This window comes from Amphritea sp. GJ51-11 (genome assembly GCF_055808735.1).
Map to the genome: position 1 here is coordinate 4,107,958 of NZ_CM147881.1, position 18,727 is coordinate 4,126,684.

The 18,727-nt window shown below is 50.0% G+C and carries 12 protein-coding genes; 5 read left to right on the forward strand and 7 right to left on the reverse strand.

Annotation, left to right across the window (positions count from 1 at the left end):
- Positions 1–142: 142 nt before the first annotated feature.
- Complete coding sequence (gene ilvD / locus AC0L4K_RS18605; protein ID WP_417226693.1) at positions 143–1,975, forward strand: dihydroxy-acid dehydratase; 1,833 nt, start codon at positions 143–145, stop codon at positions 1,973–1,975.
- A gap of 71 nt (positions 1,976–2,046) precedes the next feature.
- On the opposite strand, the gene AC0L4K_RS18610 is transcribed toward ilvD, so the two are convergent.
- Both AC0L4K_RS18610 and AC0L4K_RS18615 read right to left on the reverse strand, forming a co-directional pair.
- Positions 2,047–2,796 (reverse strand): sulfite exporter TauE/SafE family protein, encoded by a 750-nt coding sequence (locus AC0L4K_RS18610; protein WP_417226691.1) that lies wholly within the window; start codon positions 2,794–2,796, stop codon positions 2,047–2,049.
- 137 nt (positions 2,797–2,933) lie between these two features.
- Entirely contained in the window at positions 2,934–4,172 is a 1,239-nt protein-coding gene (locus AC0L4K_RS18615; protein WP_417226689.1) for an EAL and HDOD domain-containing protein, read from the reverse strand.
- Positions 4,173–4,444: 272 nt separating this feature from the next.
- Here AC0L4K_RS18615 and AC0L4K_RS18620 point away from each other — a divergent pair, with 272 nt between their 5' ends.
- The 3 genes from AC0L4K_RS18620 (at position 4,445) to AC0L4K_RS18630 (ending at position 7,915) form a co-directional block, all read left to right on the forward strand.
- Positions 4,445–5,149 (forward strand): SH3 domain-containing protein, encoded by a 705-nt coding sequence (locus AC0L4K_RS18620; RefSeq protein ID WP_417226687.1) that lies wholly within the window; start codon positions 4,445–4,447, stop codon positions 5,147–5,149.
- Between the two features lie 560 nt (positions 5,150–5,709).
- The gene (locus AC0L4K_RS18625) at positions 5,710–7,224 is read left to right on the forward strand and encodes an ArnT family glycosyltransferase (RefSeq protein ID WP_473267510.1); all 1,515 of its coding nucleotides are present in this window, start codon (positions 5,710–5,712) and stop codon (positions 7,222–7,224) included.
- Positions 7,217–7,915, forward strand: a complete 699-nt coding sequence (locus AC0L4K_RS18630) for a phosphatase PAP2 family protein (protein WP_417226685.1) — start codon at positions 7,217–7,219, stop codon at positions 7,913–7,915. The genes AC0L4K_RS18625 and AC0L4K_RS18630 overlap by 8 nt, the downstream gene beginning before the upstream one ends.
- Positions 7,916–7,972: 57 nt before the next feature.
- Here the strand turns inward: AC0L4K_RS18630 and AC0L4K_RS18635 are convergent, their stop codons facing one another.
- The 5 genes from AC0L4K_RS18635 to AC0L4K_RS18655 all read right to left on the reverse strand — a co-directional run bounded on the left by AC0L4K_RS18635 (position 7,973) and on the right by AC0L4K_RS18655 (position 16,828).
- Positions 7,973–8,881: a GGDEF domain-containing protein gene (locus AC0L4K_RS18635; protein WP_473267511.1), complete on the reverse strand. Its 909-nt coding sequence runs from the start codon at positions 8,879–8,881 to the stop codon at positions 7,973–7,975.
- 214 nt (positions 8,882–9,095) lie between these two features.
- Positions 9,096–9,899 (reverse strand): transglutaminase family protein, encoded by an 804-nt coding sequence (locus AC0L4K_RS18640; RefSeq protein WP_417226683.1) that lies wholly within the window; start codon positions 9,897–9,899, stop codon positions 9,096–9,098.
- 88 nt (positions 9,900–9,987) lie between these two features.
- Positions 9,988–10,890 carry a transglutaminase family protein gene (locus AC0L4K_RS18645; RefSeq protein WP_417226682.1) on the reverse strand — a complete coding sequence of 301 codons (903 nt, stop codon included), beginning with the start codon at positions 10,888–10,890 and terminating at the stop codon, positions 9,988–9,990.
- The gene (locus AC0L4K_RS18650) at positions 10,887–13,439 is read right to left on the reverse strand and encodes a circularly permuted type 2 ATP-grasp protein (protein WP_417226681.1); all 2,553 of its coding nucleotides are present in this window, start codon (positions 13,437–13,439) and stop codon (positions 10,887–10,889) included. The genes AC0L4K_RS18645 and AC0L4K_RS18650 overlap by 4 nt, the downstream gene beginning before the upstream one ends.
- Before the next feature lie 50 nt (positions 13,440–13,489).
- On the reverse strand, positions 13,490–16,828 hold the full coding sequence (locus AC0L4K_RS18655) for a transglutaminase family protein (RefSeq protein WP_473267512.1): 3,339 nt from the start codon (positions 16,826–16,828) through the stop codon (positions 13,490–13,492).
- A 550-nt stretch (positions 16,829–17,378) separates the two neighbouring features.
- On the opposite strand from AC0L4K_RS18655, the gene AC0L4K_RS18660 reads away from it, so the two are divergent.
- Complete coding sequence (locus tag AC0L4K_RS18660) at positions 17,379–18,701, forward strand: hypothetical protein (protein WP_417226677.1); 1,323 nt, start codon at positions 17,379–17,381, stop codon at positions 18,699–18,701.
- Positions 18,702–18,727: the final 26 nt, after the last annotated feature.

Genomic DNA, 18,727 nt, shown 5'->3' on the forward strand with positions numbered 1-18,727 from the left:
CCCGGCCGGATATGGGCTAATCAGATCCATTTTCCTGAAACAGACGCACTTATTGTCAGGATTGTTAGGTATTACCGCGCAGAGTTTTGCTATAATCGGCGGTCTTATAGACATACCCACTTCAACCGCAGAGGATCTGTGCATGCCACAATATCGCTCCAAGACCTCCACCGCAGGTCGTAATATGGCCGGTGCCCGCGCACTTTGGCGCGCCACGGGGATGAAGGATGACGATTTTCAAAAGCCCATTATCGCTATCGCCAACTCATTCACGCAGTTTGTTCCGGGCCACGTTCACCTGAAAGATATGGGTCAGCTGGTCGCCCGTGAAATCGAAAAGGCGGGCGGGGTCGCGAAAGAGTTTAATACCATCGCCATCGATGATGGTATCGCCATGGGTCATGATGGCATGCTCTATTCTCTGCCATCCCGAGATATCATTGCAGATTCCGTTGAATATATGGTCAATGCCCACTGTGCCGACGCACTGGTGTGTATCTCCAACTGCGACAAAATCACACCGGGGATGCTGATGGCTGCTATGCGCCTCAATATTCCGGTCATTTTTGTCTCGGGTGGCCCAATGGAAGCGGGCAAAACCAAACTATCCGAGCACAAGCTGGATCTGGTTGATGCCATGGTGCTAGCGGTTGATCCAAACAGCACTGACGAAATGGTCGATGCAGTTGAACGTTCAGCCTGCCCAACCTGTGGTTCATGCTCTGGTATGTTTACCGCTAACTCAATGAACTGTCTTGCCGAGGCCTTGGGCCTTGCCCTGCCGGGTAATGGCACCGTTGTGGCGACCCATGCCGACCGAGAACGACTGTTCTTGGAAGCGGGCCGTAGCATCGTTGAGATGGCGAAACGCTATTACGAGCAGGATGACGACTCGCTACTGCCTCGCTCAATGGGCTTCAAAGCGTTTGAAAACGCGATGACCCTCGATATTGCTATGGGTGGCTCAACCAACACCATTCTGCACCTATTGGCGATTGCGCAAGAAGCCAATATCGACTTCACCATGAGCGATATTGACCGCCTCTCACGCACTGTACCTCAGCTGTGTAAGGTAGCCCCGAATACGCCGAAATATCATGTTGAAGACGTACACCGTGCGGGCGGCATCATGGCGATTCTCGGTGAACTCGACCGGGCTGGCAAACTGCACACAGATACCCCAACCGTTCACGCACCGACAATGAAAGATGCGCTGGATAAATGGGATATTATGCGCAACCCATCACCTGAAGTGATGGAGTTCTATAAAGCAGGCCCTGCCGGCATTCCAACTCAAGTAGCCTTTAGTCAAGCGACGCGCTGGCCAACACTGGATGGCGATCGTGAGCATGGCTGTATCCGCTCTATCGAGAACGCCTATTCACTAGAGGGAGGCTTAGCGGTATTACACGGCAACATTGCGGTCGATGGCTGCGTAGTCAAGTCTGCCGGTGTCGATGAATCTATTCTGGTCTTTGAAGGCCCAGCCCATATTACTGAATCTCAGGATGAGGCGGTTGCCAATATTCTTGACGATAAAGTTAAAGCGGGTGATGTGGTTATCGTGCGCTACGAAGGCCCTAAAGGTGGTCCGGGTATGCAAGAAATGCTTTACCCAACCTCTTACATCAAGTCTAAAGGCTTGGGTAAAGAGTGTGCCCTACTCACCGATGGTCGTTTCTCCGGCGGCACTTCTGGTCTATCTATCGGCCATGTGTCTCCTGAAGCAGCAGCTGGCGGCGCGATCGGCTTAGTCCGTAATGGTGACCGTATCCGTATCGATATCCCTAACCGAACCATCGATGTATTGCTGTCCGATGAAGAACTGGCACAACGCCGTGCTGAACAGGATGCCATTGGTTGGAAGCCCGTCGAGTTCCGTCCTCGCAAGGTATCTGCAGCACTGAAAGCCTATGCGCTGCTAGCAACTTCAGCAGACAAGGGCGCCGTGCGCGACCTCAGCAAGCTAGACTAAGCCAAAAAGGTTAATACCTTGGATCAAAAAAGCAGCCATCTCGGCTGCTTTTTAGTATCCACAGGGCGTCATTAAACGCCGCTATAAACTTGCCAAACCAACCGTAGCGCCAGCGCGGTCACCAACAACCGAAAAATCAGCTGAAACCGCTCAGCAGGTACTTTCTTCAAGATATGCAAGCCAATCCAAGTTCCTGCAAAACCGCCAGCGATCATCAAGATAATCAGCAGTAGCCAATCGCTAAAGGCAAAACCGATCAAACCAAAGACAAACATCTTCAACAGATGCTGGGCCGTCATACAGGCTGCAAAAGTCGCTACAACGCGATATTTCTCATATCCTAAGCGATGAACAAAGGCCGCTACTAATGGCCCCGTGGCGCCGACAAACATGGTTATTAATGTCGTTCCTGCACCGGCCAGCAGCAAACCTGCCGGGGGCATCTCTTGCTTGCCCAATTTCGGCCCCCAGACCAAGAATAAAATAAAACCCGCCACGCAAAGCTGAATCACCTCAACCGGTAGCTGCACAACCACAAAGTAGGCGATCACCGCACCAATAACGGCACCCGCGAAAAACAAACGAAGCAGTGACCAATCGATATGTTCCCGGGTGAGTATGGCTCGATTACCATTCGAGCCTAACTGCACTAAGCCATGCACCGGAATAAGCGCCGCCGGTGGCACAATAGTGGCCATCACGGCGAGTAACAGCACTCCACCACCAATCCCCATGGCGGCCGTCAACATTGAGGTAAGGGTACTGGTAAGAATGAGTAACAGTGCCGTATCGACACCCATAAGATCTGGCAACCCGATCACAATTATTCCTCAAACAGCTATTAATCAGTAAATCAGAAGAGACACCCAACCAGTGTCATGATTAACACCGCACTAAAACCTAAAACGCACGGTCATTACCGTGCGTTTATCTGCCATTGCGCATCACCTAACGCGGCTCACTTTTCTTCTAATGAGGCCAATACCTGATCGGCCCATTGCATACTGTGGCGATAAGCAACTTCGTAAAACGGTCGATCGAGCAGGTTACGCATATCATCCCACTCGCCTCGCTCGTAATGCTGCACTTCCGTTAAAATCTCACCTTTCTGGTTAATCTGCGACAAGATCGCATCCTTGATAGAATCATCCAGTGGGATCTGATCCAACAGCACACGCATATCGGTATCCATCATCGCATCAAGCTGCGATAACAGTCCGACCATAAAGAAATTGATTGTCTGTGGATAACTCAGCATCTCCGCCAACAGTTCGCACATACGCCCACGAATCAACATCACGCGTGTTAACTCTACCGGCTTATCGGATTGACCGCTTAGCAGGAACAGAGTGGCCCATTTCTTCACCTGATCCATGCCAATCAACGATATGGCGTGGGAGATCGACTCAATCTGTTTAGGTGTTCGGAACGCAGCCGAATTAACCAGTCGCAAGATCTTATAGGTCATTGCCGGATCATTGATAACAATCTGCTCGACCGACTCAGCCGTCGCAGCAGGATTATTCAGCTCAGAGAGCAACTCTAGAATCAAAACCTTCGAGCTGCCAAAGCTCTTACCTTTAATGGAAACAGGGCGGCAGAGAAAATAGCCCTGATACAGATTAAACCCTAACCCGATAGCCCGGCGAAAATCCTCTTGGCTCTCGACTTTATCCGCCAGGAGATGAACCCGATATGGTTTACAAAAAGTGACGAGCTGTTTCAGTTCGGCATCATCATGGCGTTGCAGGTCGATCTTTACCACATGCATCAGATCCAGTAGCGGTGTCTGAGCTTTATCACCAGTAAAGTGCGTCAGGGCAAACTTATAGCCTTGCTCTTTGCGTTTGCGTAACACCGCCAACAGCTCTTTAGATATGCCATCCTCACGCAATAGTTCGAAGATGACACTGTCACGGGGCAGGTTCGGCAACATATCCGAAAGTAACATACTCTGGGTTAACTTCACGAACAGCGGCAAGCGCTTAGTTTTTCCACCATTTGAAGCAACCGCATAGTTATTAAGAATAACGGATGCAGTGGCCTGCTCATCGGAAAACTCTAAGGGCATCGTGCCATTATCGGAGCGATATAGCAGGCTGTAGGCTTGCACATCCTGACCTTTATTGAAAATAGGCTGGCGAGCTAACAGAACAGAGCCGTCAGCCAATACATCATCATCTAGCGCAATACTCACAAATTATCCCCTGATCAGATATTACCCCAGTATAACTCAACCTTTTACGGGGTAAGAGGTACCGGTAAAAAAACTATTAACTGTTTATACCATTTAACCCATGCGGGGGCATTTTTCATCTCCCAATTTAGGTACTGATTATATTGACCCAACCACCTATCAGCCATAGTCTGATAGGTGGTTTAAACGGAAATGCTAAATTTTATACCCAAGTTTTGCACTAAACCCATCCAGCTAGGGATTGCGCCTAATATTTTTGACAAAAAGACGCTATGCCACTGAAACCATTTATTATGCTCTGTTTGTTGTTGCTAAGTATTGGACTGCCTCAAACAGTATTATCAGCCGAGCGGCTCGATGTCGAGATTCGCTCAACCGTTCTCAACATCAGACAATCCCGTTCAACAGATAGCCCTGTCGTGGGCATACTCCATAAAGGTGAACGCCTTTCGGTAATTACCACGGATGAACGAGACTGGGTCCTCCTTGAAGATAATCGCGGTTTTATCTCTATTCACTATGTCAACATTCTCTCGAGAAGCCCCACCGAGGCTGAAATAGCATTATCAACAACCACAGAACCGGATCAAGCGACGCAAACGACAAGCACCACCCTCGTCGACTCCCACATACCAGCATCGACACCCCTGACCAATAGCCAACCGCTAATCATTCACTCAGTTAGCAAAACTTGCCGTAAAAACCTACAGACCCAAGGGTATGAACTCTGCCAGTTAATGTTCAAACTTCGGTTGACCGAGCGCAATAACACCTCCGAAACCGCTAAAATAACCTGCTATGCAGAAGCCCTAACAACTGATGACCGTAACATCGAGAAACGTTATGAACTGTCCAATACCCGCACAGTAAACTCCGCAACCTCGGACACTCAGGTTATCCTCGAATGGTTTCCCGCCATTGAACCCGTTGTCATGCAGATCATCCTTCGAGAAGGCACCTGCCACCTATTCCATTAAAATAATGGCCTAAATTCTAGTTCGAGGATTCAATTTTATTCCGGCGGCAGATATAATCCTCAAACAGTTGTTTGAATACATGGAGGTTATTCGTCAATGGAAAAGCAAAGGATTTGCAGCGATTGTTTTATGCTGGTGCAGAACAAACGAACATTCGCACACCCACATCTGGTGGAAATAAATCACGTCTATAACGATACGTTATTTGAATGCAATAACTGTCACAGCTTACTTCGCCTCACCCATGTACCTCATCAATGGCATTTGATCGAGGACGAACAACAAGAGCCAAAACCATCCCCCAAATTTTTTGTTGTCTAAGCCTGTACGCGAAACGACGCGCATACTTCCCGACAGCTGAGTCTCAAGCTGACTCTATCGAACAATGATGAGATTCACACCATGTTGGATCATTAAGAGCAATCCAAAAGACGGTAACCAGTGCCCGCTAGTCGAGTAAAATCCTGACATTTCTTTGCCTATAGGCTTCTGTTAAACTTAGGCCCAATCACGTACCGGCCGATTGCCGGACATTCAACCCGTCAGTCCGGAAATAAAGAATGCCCTCTGCGTCTTCCGTTTCAGCGTCCTCATCACTCTTTACTGCCCATCCATTCCGTTGGTTTCTAGCGCTATTAGCCGTGCTGTTTTTCTATCGTGAGTGGATCGTTATCAGCACCCCTATTACGCTATTTTATGATGAAGCTTACTATCTAGGCTGGGCGCAAACACTCGACTGGGGCTACTACTCCAAACCACCGATGGTGGGGTGGCTCATTGCGCTCACCACTTCGCTATTTGGCAATGCTGAGTGGGCAGTTAAGCTCGCAGCACCGGTACTCTACAGCGGCGCGGCTATCATTATCTATCGCACCGCAGAATATCTATCAGGAAGCCGGGCTGCCCTGATTAGCGGCGCCGTTTTTCTCTTAATGCCACTGGTCGGATTTAATAGTCTGTTTATCACCACCGATGCGCCACTTATCTTTTTCTGGTGCCTATGCTTCTATGCCTTTCTTCAGGCTAAAGACACCAATAACGGTCTTTGGTGGCTACTGGCAGGGGTTGCCGGCGGCCTCGGACTATTATCGAAATATACTTTTATTATACTCCCCAGCACCTTTCTGCTTTATGCCGCCTTAAGCCCCGTCGGGCGGCAATTGCTACTTAACCCTCGGTTTTGGTTCACCTGCCTATTAGCGCTTAGCTTTCTACTGCCTAACCTTTACTGGAATTATCAGCACGACTTCATCAGCTTTCAGCATACCGCTCAGATCTCGCACCAAAATAGCAGTTCAATAAGCCTCTCTCGATTATTGGAGTTTTGGGGCGGGCAATTATTTGTCTTTAGCCCCGTATTACTGGTCTATATGCTACTACGAGGCAAGCGCCGCCAGCCTCGTAGTGAAACTGAAAAGTTGCTTTGGAGCCTCTTCTGGCCCACCTTTGCGGTGCTATCCATACAGGCGCTTATGGCGAAGGCTAACGTCAACTGGGCAGGGCCTGCATATGTCGGCGCTTCGCTACTCACGGGTTATTACCTCAGTCAGGTTAAAGGTTATCGCCTGCTGCTGATCGGCCTATTCGCTAACCTGCTGCTATCCATGTCCTTCTATCATTATGGCGTTGTAACCGACGCCCTTGGTATCGAACGAAAAGCGGGAACAGATCCCTATAAACGTCTGCTTGGCTGGCCCGAATTTGTGCATCAGTTTCAGCCTTGGTTTGATGAATATCCAGACTATAAACTGGCGAGTGACTCACGCAAGCTGTTGGCGTATTTTGGCTATTACATTACCCCACAAGATTTCAAAGGGGTGGCGTTGAGTGACGATAGCTACATCGAAAACCACTACGAGCTTCAGTATCCATTGTCTAATAGTCCGGCGAAACAATTTCTCTTCGTCAGCGAACATGATGCACAAGCAAAATTGATGCGCTATTTCAGTGACGTTACCTTGCTCACCGAACAGGTTTACCCTCTATATAGCAACTTCTCCCGCACAGCACGACTCTATAAAGTCAGCGGTTTTAAAGGCATCCCGCAAGAGGCAACACAGCAAAATCATGAATAACTCATCCCGATTTGCACGGTTGCGCGGCTTTCGCTCATTGATCCTGTTCCTGCTCTGCATGGTCCTGTTTATCGGCTTTCCACAGATCGATTTGTTGGTCGCAGGCCTGTTTTACGACCCTAAGACCCACAGTTTCATTCACAATGACCACCTGCTGATTCAATTTTTCTATCGCCTGTTTGCCGTTATCCATATCCCTCTGCTACTTGGGCTGATCGTTGCCGGACTACTGATCAAGTTTAAAAAACTGAACTTCAAACACTATAAAAAGTGGAGCGTTACCTTCCTGCTCATCGCTCTTATAATCGGGCCGGGCTTGCTGGTTAACACCGTGATAAAAAACAACTCTATCGGCCGACCAAGACCGGTACATGTGGAAAACTTCGGGGGCGAGCAGCAATTCACAGCTGCTTTCGTCTATTCAGGCGCCTGTCGTACAAACTGCTCGTTTGTCAGTGGCCACGCAGCCATGGGATTCTACTTCATGATTCTCGGCTGGTTATTCTCTTCACGCCGAGCCTTCTGGGGCGGTTTTATGGTAGGCGTTGCACTGGGTATTACCCGTATTGTGCAGGGGGGACACTTTCTCAGTGATGTTGTCTTTGCATTCTGGGCAGTCTACTTCGTTATCTGGGCAACCGGCGCAAGACTAGGCTTCAAGCACCCTTTCAGCAGCCAACCAGAGAAGTAAGACTAAGATTCCTCATCCCTAGCGCTCCGGCACATGTGACAAAACGAGATTAATCACTCAACTTGTCACTAATTGATTTCGGCCAAGCCCTTTCGCCTGATACAGCGCTTGATCTGCCCGGTTCACTACCTGTTTGTTAACATCATCGGGCCGAATAGTCGTCATGCCCGCCGTTACACCCACCTCCAGCCCGTCAATTTTCAGATCGACGGCCAACGCGGCAACTTCGGCACGAAAGCGTTCATAAAACAGTATCGCCTGCTTCTTTTTGGTATAGGGCATCAACACAACAAACTCATCGCCGCCGATACGAATCAGCCAATCAGTGCGCCGTAAATGTCGTCGGCATAACCGGGTCATAGCCACCAATACCTCATCACCCTTAACATGACCAAAGGTATCGTTAACCCGCTTGAAACGATCAATATCCCAGATCAACACGGTCACTATCTCAGAATAGCGTTTCACACGATCGAGATACTCCGTTAGTAGTTGATTCAACTGACGCCGATTCGGCAACTGAGTTAATGGATCGGTCATGCTCAGTGCACGTAGCCGCTCCTGCAGTAAGTGCTGCTTAGTCCGATTCGTTGCCACCCAGAGCACCGCATCTTCATCATTCACCTTAAAGCTCAGCGAACTCACTCGCCCTTCAAACCAGATGGTTTCATTCGGCCCATCGCTGCTTTCAAGCCCTTTTATATCGCTATTCGACAGCTCATACTCGATCACCTGCATGCTATTGCGGTTCAACACCCTAGCGATCTCTTTCAGAAACCACTCGGCTTTATCCGGTACCAGTACATCATTAAGACGCTTGCCGATAAGATCTCGTCCATCGTGGTAATAACGTTCATCCCGCCCACCATAAATCGCCGCATAAAGCCCACTACGGGTCATTACAAAGGCCGGATCAGGCAACTGCTCTAGCAGCTCACTCAAATTAAGTTTGTCAAAACTACTCATCCATATGTTCTCTCATAAAGCAGCTCTACACACAGAATAGGCGTTAATTTCAGGCGCAACCATGCTCCTAATACGCAAATAGCAGATCATCAGAAAAACAAACCAATACATTGTCTTGGGGCAAATAGAGTGAGGTATTTAGTTTAACAGCACAGCAAAAAGCCTGAGGTTCTCAGGCATATTCAGCAATACTGTGGTTATCAATTTAGCCCACTTAGGTATTGAAGCGCTGCACACTAACCCGCTGTTCAATCGGGACAACCGCCGGGCCATACTGATTAAAAATAGCCACATCCGCCGCATCACGGCCATAACCAATGGTGACGTAGCCACCTTTACGGTAGGTGTCGTATAGCTCGTGCTGGGTCGCATCGAAGGTATACCAGCGACCATCAATATAGGCCTCAAACCAAGCATGTAGATCCATCGGATATAGATCATGAAGATAGCCCACTACCATCCGGGCGGGAATGCATAAGCTGCGACAGAGGGCGATACCCAAATGAGCCAAATCACGACACACACCGGCAGGCTGTTGATTCACTTCCTGAGCCGATAACAGCAGATCACTGACACCCGGCTCATAACGAAACGTCGTGCGTAACCAAGTCTCAATAGCAGCGACCTGATCATAACCCGGTAAACAGTCGGCGGTTATCTGGCTGGCCATCTGGCCAAATCGATCTGATTCACAATAACGGCTAGGCAGTAAATAGCTCAGCACCGCATCCGGTAGCCATTGCACTTCAACAAAAGGGGCGCCGGGGGCACGGTCTAGGGTGTCCGCAATCATAACCCGAGAAGAGGTGTGAATAGAGAAATGCCCTTCCGGGGCCACCATGCGCTGACACAGATTGCCATAGCTATCGGTAAATTCAAACACCGGTACACTGGGCTCAATTTTATACTCTTCCCGGGCGATCCATTGCAGCGCACCACTGCGGGGACGCAGCATCAACACAAAAGGTGTCGGCACAGAAATATCAAAGACAAGATCACAGCTCGTTTGTAACCACATAAGTCCATCCTTGCGGTTGTATTAGCGAAACCTTCGCAGATCAATCACCCGCCCTTGAGCGATGGCTCAAGCACAGGACAGTAAACTATTAAGCCGGAGTGGGTAACCTTCTAACATCAACAGAAACACTTAATTTTTGCCCTTTACCACCGTCGAAGAAGACACCTTTTAGCGGCGATACGTCGCCATAATCCCTTCCCCAAGCGGTCGTAATGTGGTGTTCTGCCGGCATATTGTTATTGGTTGGATCAAACTCAAACCAGCCCTCACCCGGGGAGAAAACCGCAAACCAAGCATGGGACGCATCACTCCCCACCAGCTTTTCTTGTCCCGGCGGCGGCAATGTTTCCAAGTAACCGCTGATATACCGCGCCGGAAACCCTAGCGAACGTAGACAGCCTATCGCCAAATGGGCAAAATCCTGACATACACCACGCTTATTACGTAATACCTCATCGAGCGGTGTCGCAATGCTGGTGGACTCAGGATCATAGGTAAAGTCGGTGTAGATCCTGTGGGTCAGCTCTCGTACGGCAGATAATAACGGCCGGTTGCTCGCAAAAGAGGGCCGTGCATACTCTCTCAATGAGGTCGCCGTTTTAATCATCGGCGAGTTCAGCACAAACTCCCGAGCTTCTAATACCGGCAATTCTCGGCTTTGCTGCAACGCGACCAGCGCCTGGCCACAGGTATTACCAAGGTCGAGGTCTAGCTCACACTCATGAATATACTTACTATCATGTACCTGAATGTCGCTGACAACATCGATTTTCAGCTCTTTATGAGGCTGTTCCAAGGAAAAAAAGTACGCTTTATTACCAAAATAATCAGTCCGCTGCTGACCCAGTGTATGCGCAGGGTAGATCTCAATGCGACTCTCGGTACAGCTCTGATAACTGGTATTGCGGGGTAGCAAATAGGCGCGGTTGTAACACAGCGTTACCGGCTTCTCATATTCATAATGGGTGATATGACGAATACGGTAGTTCATAGTTCTTCATCCCAATCGGTCCGTACCAACTGTTGATGCACCTTAATCTGATCAAAGTATTTAGTACTAATTTGGTTCGATGTCTCATGCAGGAGATGCTGCAAACGAGACAATAACTGATCGAGCCCTACCCGTGTGCCCGCATCCTCATCTTCGGCCACTAGCTCTTCCAATTGACTCAACTGAATCGCAGAAGAGGCTTCCAACATATAGCGATCTTCATCTGCTAAGCCCGAACCATTTGTTGCCGATGGCAGCTCAGCCAAATGTTTACGTAATTGATCAACCTGATAGAACACAGAACGAGGATTACTGCTGTCTGATAACAACAGTCCTAAGCCTTGCGCCATATCGCTGCCGGAACGATCGCGACGACGGAAGGTGATCAACACTTCAGAGCTGAGCAGCACAGATTCTAAGACCTGCTGTTGCTGATATTTCGGCAAGACAGGCACCAACGAAGCGCGAATCAAAGACACTGCCTGCAATGCTTTCTCAACCCGCAGCCCCATATCAATAAAGCGCCAGCCTAATCCACGGACCATGCTTTCCTGCCAGAGACCCGACAGCGCTAACAGTGTGGTGACGAGTGGATCCAACGCCTCTTCAGGTGCAGCGGTAAGGCCCTGCTTCAGGGAGTCGGCCAAACCACCAAGCTCGTCCCGCAGGTCGTTAATGACTCGCTGGGTATCCGCCGACAGCATCTCACGCACCTGATCGGAACACTCCAATAGGGCATTCAAGTTGGCCGTAACACTACCCGCACGCTTGCCATCGAGTACGACCGATAACAACTCAGCTTCAGGCTGTGCCGATATAGGTGACCCTGACAAGGTAAAACCAGGATAGGTGGTGGTCAGTTGCGTCACGGTTTGTAACAGCACCTGCTCGGTCTCTTTCGGCATATGATAGGTACTGTTGATCTGAACAAAAACGGTCCGTAACAACCGTAGCGCCGCTTCAGCCCGCACCGCATAACGCCCCAGCCAATATAGGTTTTCCACAACCCGACAGGGGAACGCGATACGTGGTTGCGTAGGCGTCGGTACCGGCAACGGTTGTGACTCGAGTAACGAGACTTGTCTTTCAGGTTCTGAAGCCAAGATCCAAGTATCTTTACTGGTCGCGCCTCGAAGATTACTCAGGTTTAGGCTATCCGACTGACTGCCCACCCGCGTTAATCCACCTGGCATCACGTGATAAGAGGAGTCCATCGCGACAGAGAAGCCCCGCAATATCGATGGACGCGGTAGCAACTGACTGTCTTTCCACGACGGTGTCGTCGATGGGCGGATATATTCTTGAGCGGTATAATACAGCGGCTCTTGGCGTATTTTGTTAATCAACGCCAAGCGTTTAGGCTCATCAAGCTCGGAGCCAAAAATACTGTGTTCCGAAGGCCGACGAAAACACTTTTTAATCACTAGCTGATCAATATGCTCGATCACGTAGGTTAGATCCTGAGGATCACCACACCAATAGGTTTTGACGGATGAGAGCTGTGCTTCGCGTCCGAGAAAGTGATTAGCCACTTGCGGTAGATAGCGTAATAACGCGGGATTTTCCAAGAAGCCGGAACCCATCGGGTTAGCAACGATTACTCGTCCCGAACGCACCACTTCCAGTAAACCGGGCACCCCTAAACGGGAATCGCTTTTAAGCTCGACCGGATCACAGTAAAAATCATCCACCCGACGCAACACGACATCGACCCGCTCCAGACCACCGAGGGATTTCATCCACAGATAGCCTTTGCTCACCCGCAGGTCGCTCCCCTGAACCAGAGGAAACCCGAGGTAATTAGCCAGATAGGTATGTTCGAAATAGGTTTCGTTATAAGAGCCCGGCGTCAAAATCACAATACGCGGCTGTTCTTGCGTAATTTGGCTCGCTAAGCTGTTGAGTTTTAGCCGTAACGACTGAAAAAATAACGATAAACGATGTACATGACTATCGCGAAATAACGAAGGCAGCACCCGCGACATCACCGTGCGGTTTTCTAACGCATAGCCGGAGCCACTGGGTGCTTGAGTACGGTCACCAATCACCAGCATATTGCCTTTATGATCTCGCACCATATCGGTGGCATGCATCACCAGTTGATGTTCACCGGGTAATGACAGGCCATCACAGGCGCGTAGAAAACCACCATGACTGAATAGCAGTTCCGGCGGTAAGACCCCGTGGCGAATCAGCTCGCGACCGCCATAGAGATCCTTTAATACCAGATCTAACAGCTCGGCACGTTCCTGCAGACCCGATTCGATATCGGCCCACTCTTCACTCACGATCAGCGCAGGTACGGGATCAAGCTGCCAAGTGGCACTCGATGGGAAACCGCTATTATAGGTTGCACCATCATCCCGCAGAATACGCTCAGCCTTTTGCTGGCGCTCATGAATCCCTTGGGCACCCAAGGTTTTCAGACCGTCCAGCAAATATTGCCAATGCGGCTGGATTTCAGACTGGCTACCATAGACCTCATCGTATCCAGAGCCGACGGCTTTATAGTGCAACCCGTCAGGGCTTTCTGCGGCTCGAGTTTCCATTAAGTATCTATACCAACATTATTTCGGCTGCATAGTATGCCATGACTGCGCTAGGTTTCCATCTGTCTACGCAAATCAAGGGTATGTGGGTACTCATTTGTAGGCATCTCCTGCGGCGGTGCCATCGGCCGTGGTGGCGCATGATTGGCAAAGAACTCACGTAACCCATTGAATTCAGGCATATGCAGCTTAGTATCAAGGGTCGGCGTATGCTCAGTATTGCCAAAACGATTAATTCGGCGAGATTCAGCCTCAAATGCATTTACCGGGAAAGTTTCGTAGCTACGGCCACCAGGATGCACCACATGATAGCTACAACCACCAATGGTTTGTCCATTCCAAGTATCGATCAGATCGAAGATCAGTGGTGAATGCACGCCAATGGTCGGATGCAATGCCGATTGTGGCGCCCAAGCTTTATAACGCACCGCCGCTACAAATTCACCCTGCCGCCCAGTTGACCGCAGCGGCAAGCGACGCCCATTACAGGCTAGCACATAACGATCCGGCGTCAGCCCCTCGACTTTAACCTGTAGACGTTCCACCGATGAGTCGACAAATCGGGCGGTGCCAAAACTACCCACCTCTTCACCCAAAACATGCCAAGGCTCAATCGCCCAGCGCAGTTCGATTCGCACATCATCAATATTCACGCTGCCGTAATGAGGGAAGCGGAACTCTTCAAAGGGTGCCAACCACTCTTGCTGAAAAGGAATCCCGTGATCTTGCAAATCCTTAACTACTTCACGAATGTCCGCCCAAACATAGTGCGGCATCATAAAGCGATCGTGCAGTTCGGTGCCCCAGCGAACCAATGGTTTTTTATACGGTTCTTGCCAGAAGCGTGTCATCAAACAACGAATTAATAACGCTTGTACCAATGCCATCTGCGGATGCGGCGGCATCTCGAAACCACGAAACTCGAGCAACCCCTGTCGTCCGGATGATAGTCCCGGCGAATAGAGTTTATCGATACAGAATTCTGAACGGTGAGTGTTACCGGTAATATCAACCAACAGGTTACGCATCAACCGATCGATTAGCCATGGCTGATCAACAATACCGTCGGGCATCAGGTCAAAAGCGGTTTCCAGCTCGTAAAGCATCTCTTCACGGCCTTCATCCACACGGGGTGCCTGACTGGTAGGGCCGATGAACATGCCGGAGAATAGATATGACAGCCCCGGATGATGCTGCCAATAGGTGACAAAGCTGCGCAGCAGATCGGGCCGCCGCAGGAATGGACTATCGGCCGCAGTCGCCGCACCCAAGGTGATATGGTTACCACCACCGGTGCCAGTATGTCGGCCATCAAGCATGAATTTTTCAGCCCCGAGTCGAGATAAGCGTGCCTCTTCATACAACATCTGCGTATTATCAGAAAGATCACGCCAGTTATCCGATGGATGAATATTCACCTCAATAACACCCGGATCAGGAGTGACCTTAAAGCAACGTAAACGATCATCTTTCGGGGCTTCATAGCCCTCAATAACAACCGGCAGCTCTAACTCCGCCGCAGTATCTTCAATCAGCTCGATCAGCGCAATATAATGCTCTAAATGTTCCAACGGCGGTAAGAAGAGATATAAACAACCATTACGTGGCTCAATACACAGCGTGGTGCGCACCACTTCTACAGGTTGAGTTACTCTATCCTCAGACTCGTCCACACAGGCCATCGTTGAACTTTGCCCCGACTCAGGAAGTTCTTCAGCAGGCGCAAAGGGGTCTCGCGCCTGATCTCGATGCAGCTCTTCATCGGTCATCACCGGCAATGAATTAAGCGGCAAACGCAAACCGATCGGTGAGTCACCGGGAATCAGCGTCAAGGTATCCCGACGCAGAGGCCAAGGACTAGAACGCCAATGCTGGGCACTATAATCCCAACCTAATGGCAGACAGAAGCCCACCGGTTTTTCTAACCCTTGAGATAATAGTTGCGCCAGCTTCTTGCGCTCTAGGTCATCTTTCAAATCCGCCTTAAGAGGATCAACATTATCCGGCAAGCTCTGCTCTTTCCACAGGTAATAAAGCGTATCTTCATAAGCAGGCATGACCCGCGAAGTCGGTAAACCCGCTTTTTTTGCCAAACTTTTCGCAAACTTTTTCGCTATCTTACGCGTAACACCATAATCTTTATCAACCCGCGCCAACAGCTTAGGTTCACGCCACAACGGCTGGCCATCGGTGCGCCAGAAACAGCCTAACGCCCATCGAGGTACCTCTTCTCCGGGATACCACTTCCCTTGGCCGTAATGCAGCAGTCCACCGGGAGCAAACTTTTCTCGCAAGCGGAACAGCAGATCTTTCGCGAGGCTCAGTTTTTCATCGCCTAGCGCTTCCGTATTCCACTGAGCGCCATCCATATCGTCGATAGACACAAAGGTCGGTTCACCACCCATGGTCAAACGTACATCTTGGTCAATCAGCTTCTGATCGACCGCCTCGCCGAGCGCTTCAATATAGGCCCATTGCTCCTCGCTGTAGGGTTTCGTCACCCGCGGATCTTCATGTATGCGAATAACTTCATTACTGAATGAGAACTCGACTTCACAAGGATCAATACCACCGGCAATGGGCGCCGCTGAACGAGGGGATGGAGTACAGGCCAACGGAATGTGGCCTTCGCCAGCGAACAATCCAGAGGTCGGATCTAGCCCGATCCAGCCAGCACCGGGAATAAATACCTCACACCACGCATGCAAATCGGTAAAATCGACCTCGGTTCCCGATGGCCCATCCAACGCTTTAACATCCGCTACCAGCTGCACCAGATAACCGGAAGCAAACCGTGCCGCCAAGCCTAAATGACGCAGAATCTGCACTAACAACCAAGCGGTATCACGGCAGGAACCCCGTTTAAGCTCTAGCGTCTCTTCTGCGCTCTGCACCCCCGGTTCCATCCGGATGTTGTAATCGATCTCTTGCTCTAGACGCTGGTTCAAATAAACCAAGAAATCATTGGTCGGCATCGGCTCACGGGGCACCGAACGAACCCATTCACTCACCAACGGGCCTTGATCGGCAACTTCTAGGTAGGGCTTGAGTTCAGAATGCAGTTCTTTTTCATACTTAAAGGGGAATTTTTCAGCGTACTCTTCTAAGAAAAAGTCAAACGGATTAATCACCGTCATATCGGCGATAACTTCAACCTCAACCCGCAAATGGTCACTTTTCTCGGGGAAAACGATCCGCGCCAAGAAATTACCAAAGGGATCCTGTTGCCAGTTTATAAAGTGATTTTCCGGGCTCACCTTCAACGAATAAGCCTTAATCGGCGTACGGCTGTGCGCCGCCGGTCGCAACCGGATCGTATGCGGAGACATTTCAACCGCCTTGTCGAAGCGATACTCGGTAATATGATGGATTGCGGTTCGTATAGCCATTCGGTACCCCGTAGATCGATATAAAACCAATGCTGAATAAAACAAATAAAATAAGACTGGATTCAACGACTGTCGCTTAAGTACTTATTAGACAGACCTGAACCCTATCATCGCCATTCACTATGACAAACTATGTTGATTTACAGCATAGTGCTTCCCTTGAATATTAATAGCTCAGCCAAAAAAGTAGCTGATCTCATGGCACTCTGATGACCTGCGCTCGGCGTTAACTGCACCAAAACAACGCAAACAAGCCATCCAAAAACCCAAAAACATCACCGCCTTCGAACACACCGCCCTTAAACAGCGCATAAAACAGTGACGACTGATTCAATCTATAAGGTAGAGCAATAAGCAGGCCAGCGACAGTCATTTACGCTGCGGGCGAGAAGAACTTACCCCGTCCGTCTAGGCAGACCTTCAGTCGCAAATATCAGCGCGACAAATTCACCTCACCTGAGGACAGCTTTATCACTAAGTTGTATCATTCCCCGCCTGCGAACGCTATAAAACACATCGGCCTGCCAACGCTGCCCTAACTGGATCGACAATGAATCAACCCGCCACCCCTCTGTCATCGCCAGCCACCTCCGTCACCGGTTGGATATTACTGAGCCTATTAGTACTGGCACTAATCGCAGCACTCACCCAAGCGATCCCCGGTTATATTGCGGGCATTCCAGCGTGGGCCGCTGCTGCCGTGCTCTGCCGACAACAGAAACGTAATCAGATGATTCAGAGCGCCATACTCTTCATCATCGGCGTGTTGGGTCTTATCATCGGCTTGTTCAGCGGTGTCGATCACCGTTACCTCTTAAAAGCGCTTGAGGCGAACCAACTGGTGATCGCGATGCTCATTGGGGTTAGCTTTCTTCGCCTTGTTGCCGCCAATAATATCCGCTGTAACGAACAACTCCCTTTGGGCCGCAAAGCAATGCTACACACTCTTTTCGGTAGTCATCTCATTAGTGCCGTGATCAATATGTCAACGGTCATGATCGTCGGCGACCGACTCAGCAGCAAGCAACCACTAACGCCATTACAAGGGCTCACCCTGCTACGCGCGTTCAGCCTTTGCGCTGTTTGGTCACCTTTCTTTGCTTCGATGGGGGTTATTCTCATTAGTGCCCCCGGTTCTCAGCTCGGCACCCTTATGTTATTTGGCTTGCCCGTCGCGCTAATCGGTTTATTACTGAGTAGCTGGCAACTGGCTCGCCATCCGGAGGTAACGACAACGCAGGGCTATCCAATGCACTTTAAAGCCCTATGGATGCCCCTATTACTGGCCATCCTCGTTATGTTGGCACATTGGCGCTGGCCAACCCTGCCGGTAATGACCTTAGTCACACTGATTTCAGTCCTCTTTGTCTTAACCTACCTTGCCACTAAACAGAGAAGTAACGGTGTCCGTCTACTAACCCAGCATATCAACGAGGGCTTGCCAAAACTGGGGAGCGAGATCACCCTATTTCTGGCCGCCGCCGTAATGGCTGCAGGCGTTGCCGCCCTGTTGGAGTCACTACAAATACGCCTTGCCCCCGAGCACTTCACCGCCCCGGAAGCCTGCCTAACACTGCTCGCCTTAGTGGGCCTCGCCCTGATAGGCATGCACCCGGTCACCACCGCTGTACTCGCCGGTAGTATTCTGATGCCCAGCGTCAGCGATCCTAACCTTTTAGCGATTACCTTGCTGTTGAGCTGGTCAATTGGTGTGGGTGTCTCACCATTCTCCGGCGTGCAGCTAAGCCTGCAGTCCCGTTACGGCATTTCATCCCTAACATTGATGAAATTTAATCGTTACTACAGCCCAACCATGCTGACGGTGGGTTTTGCCGCCATCTGGCTCTATTCGGCAATAGCAGAGATCGCCTAAATAACCACAGAAGTGAGCTAAACTAA

Bases quoted from the DNA above. Each gene is read 5' to 3' on its own strand.
- ilvD (WP_417226693.1), top strand. From the start codon at position 143: ATGCCACAATATCGCTCCAAGACCTCCACCGCAGGTCGTAATATGGCC.
- AC0L4K_RS18620 (WP_417226687.1), top strand. From the start codon at position 4,445: ATGCCACTGAAACCATTTATTATGCTCTGTTTGTTGTTGCTAAGTATT.
- AC0L4K_RS18625 (WP_473267510.1), top strand. From the start codon at position 5,710: ATGCCCTCTGCGTCTTCCGTTTCAGCGTCCTCATCACTCTTTACTGCC.
- AC0L4K_RS18630 (WP_417226685.1), top strand. From the start codon at position 7,217: ATGAATAACTCATCCCGATTTGCACGGTTGCGCGGCTTTCGCTCATTG.
- AC0L4K_RS18635 (WP_473267511.1), bottom strand. From the start codon at position 8,881: ATGAGTAGTTTTGACAAACTTAATTTGAGTGAGCTGCTAGAGCAGTTG.
- AC0L4K_RS18640 (WP_417226683.1), bottom strand. From the start codon at position 9,899: ATGTGGTTACAAACGAGCTGTGATCTTGTCTTTGATATTTCTGTGCCG.
- AC0L4K_RS18645 (WP_417226682.1), bottom strand. From the start codon at position 10,890: ATGAACTACCGTATTCGTCATATCACCCATTATGAATATGAGAAGCCG.
- AC0L4K_RS18650 (WP_417226681.1), bottom strand. From the start codon at position 13,439: ATGGAAACTCGAGCCGCAGAAAGCCCTGACGGGTTGCACTATAAAGCC.
- AC0L4K_RS18655 (WP_473267512.1), bottom strand. From the start codon at position 16,828: ATGGCTATACGAACCGCAATCCATCATATTACCGAGTATCGCTTCGAC.
- AC0L4K_RS18660 (WP_417226677.1), top strand. From the start codon at position 17,379: ATGAATCAACCCGCCACCCCTCTGTCATCGCCAGCCACCTCCGTCACC.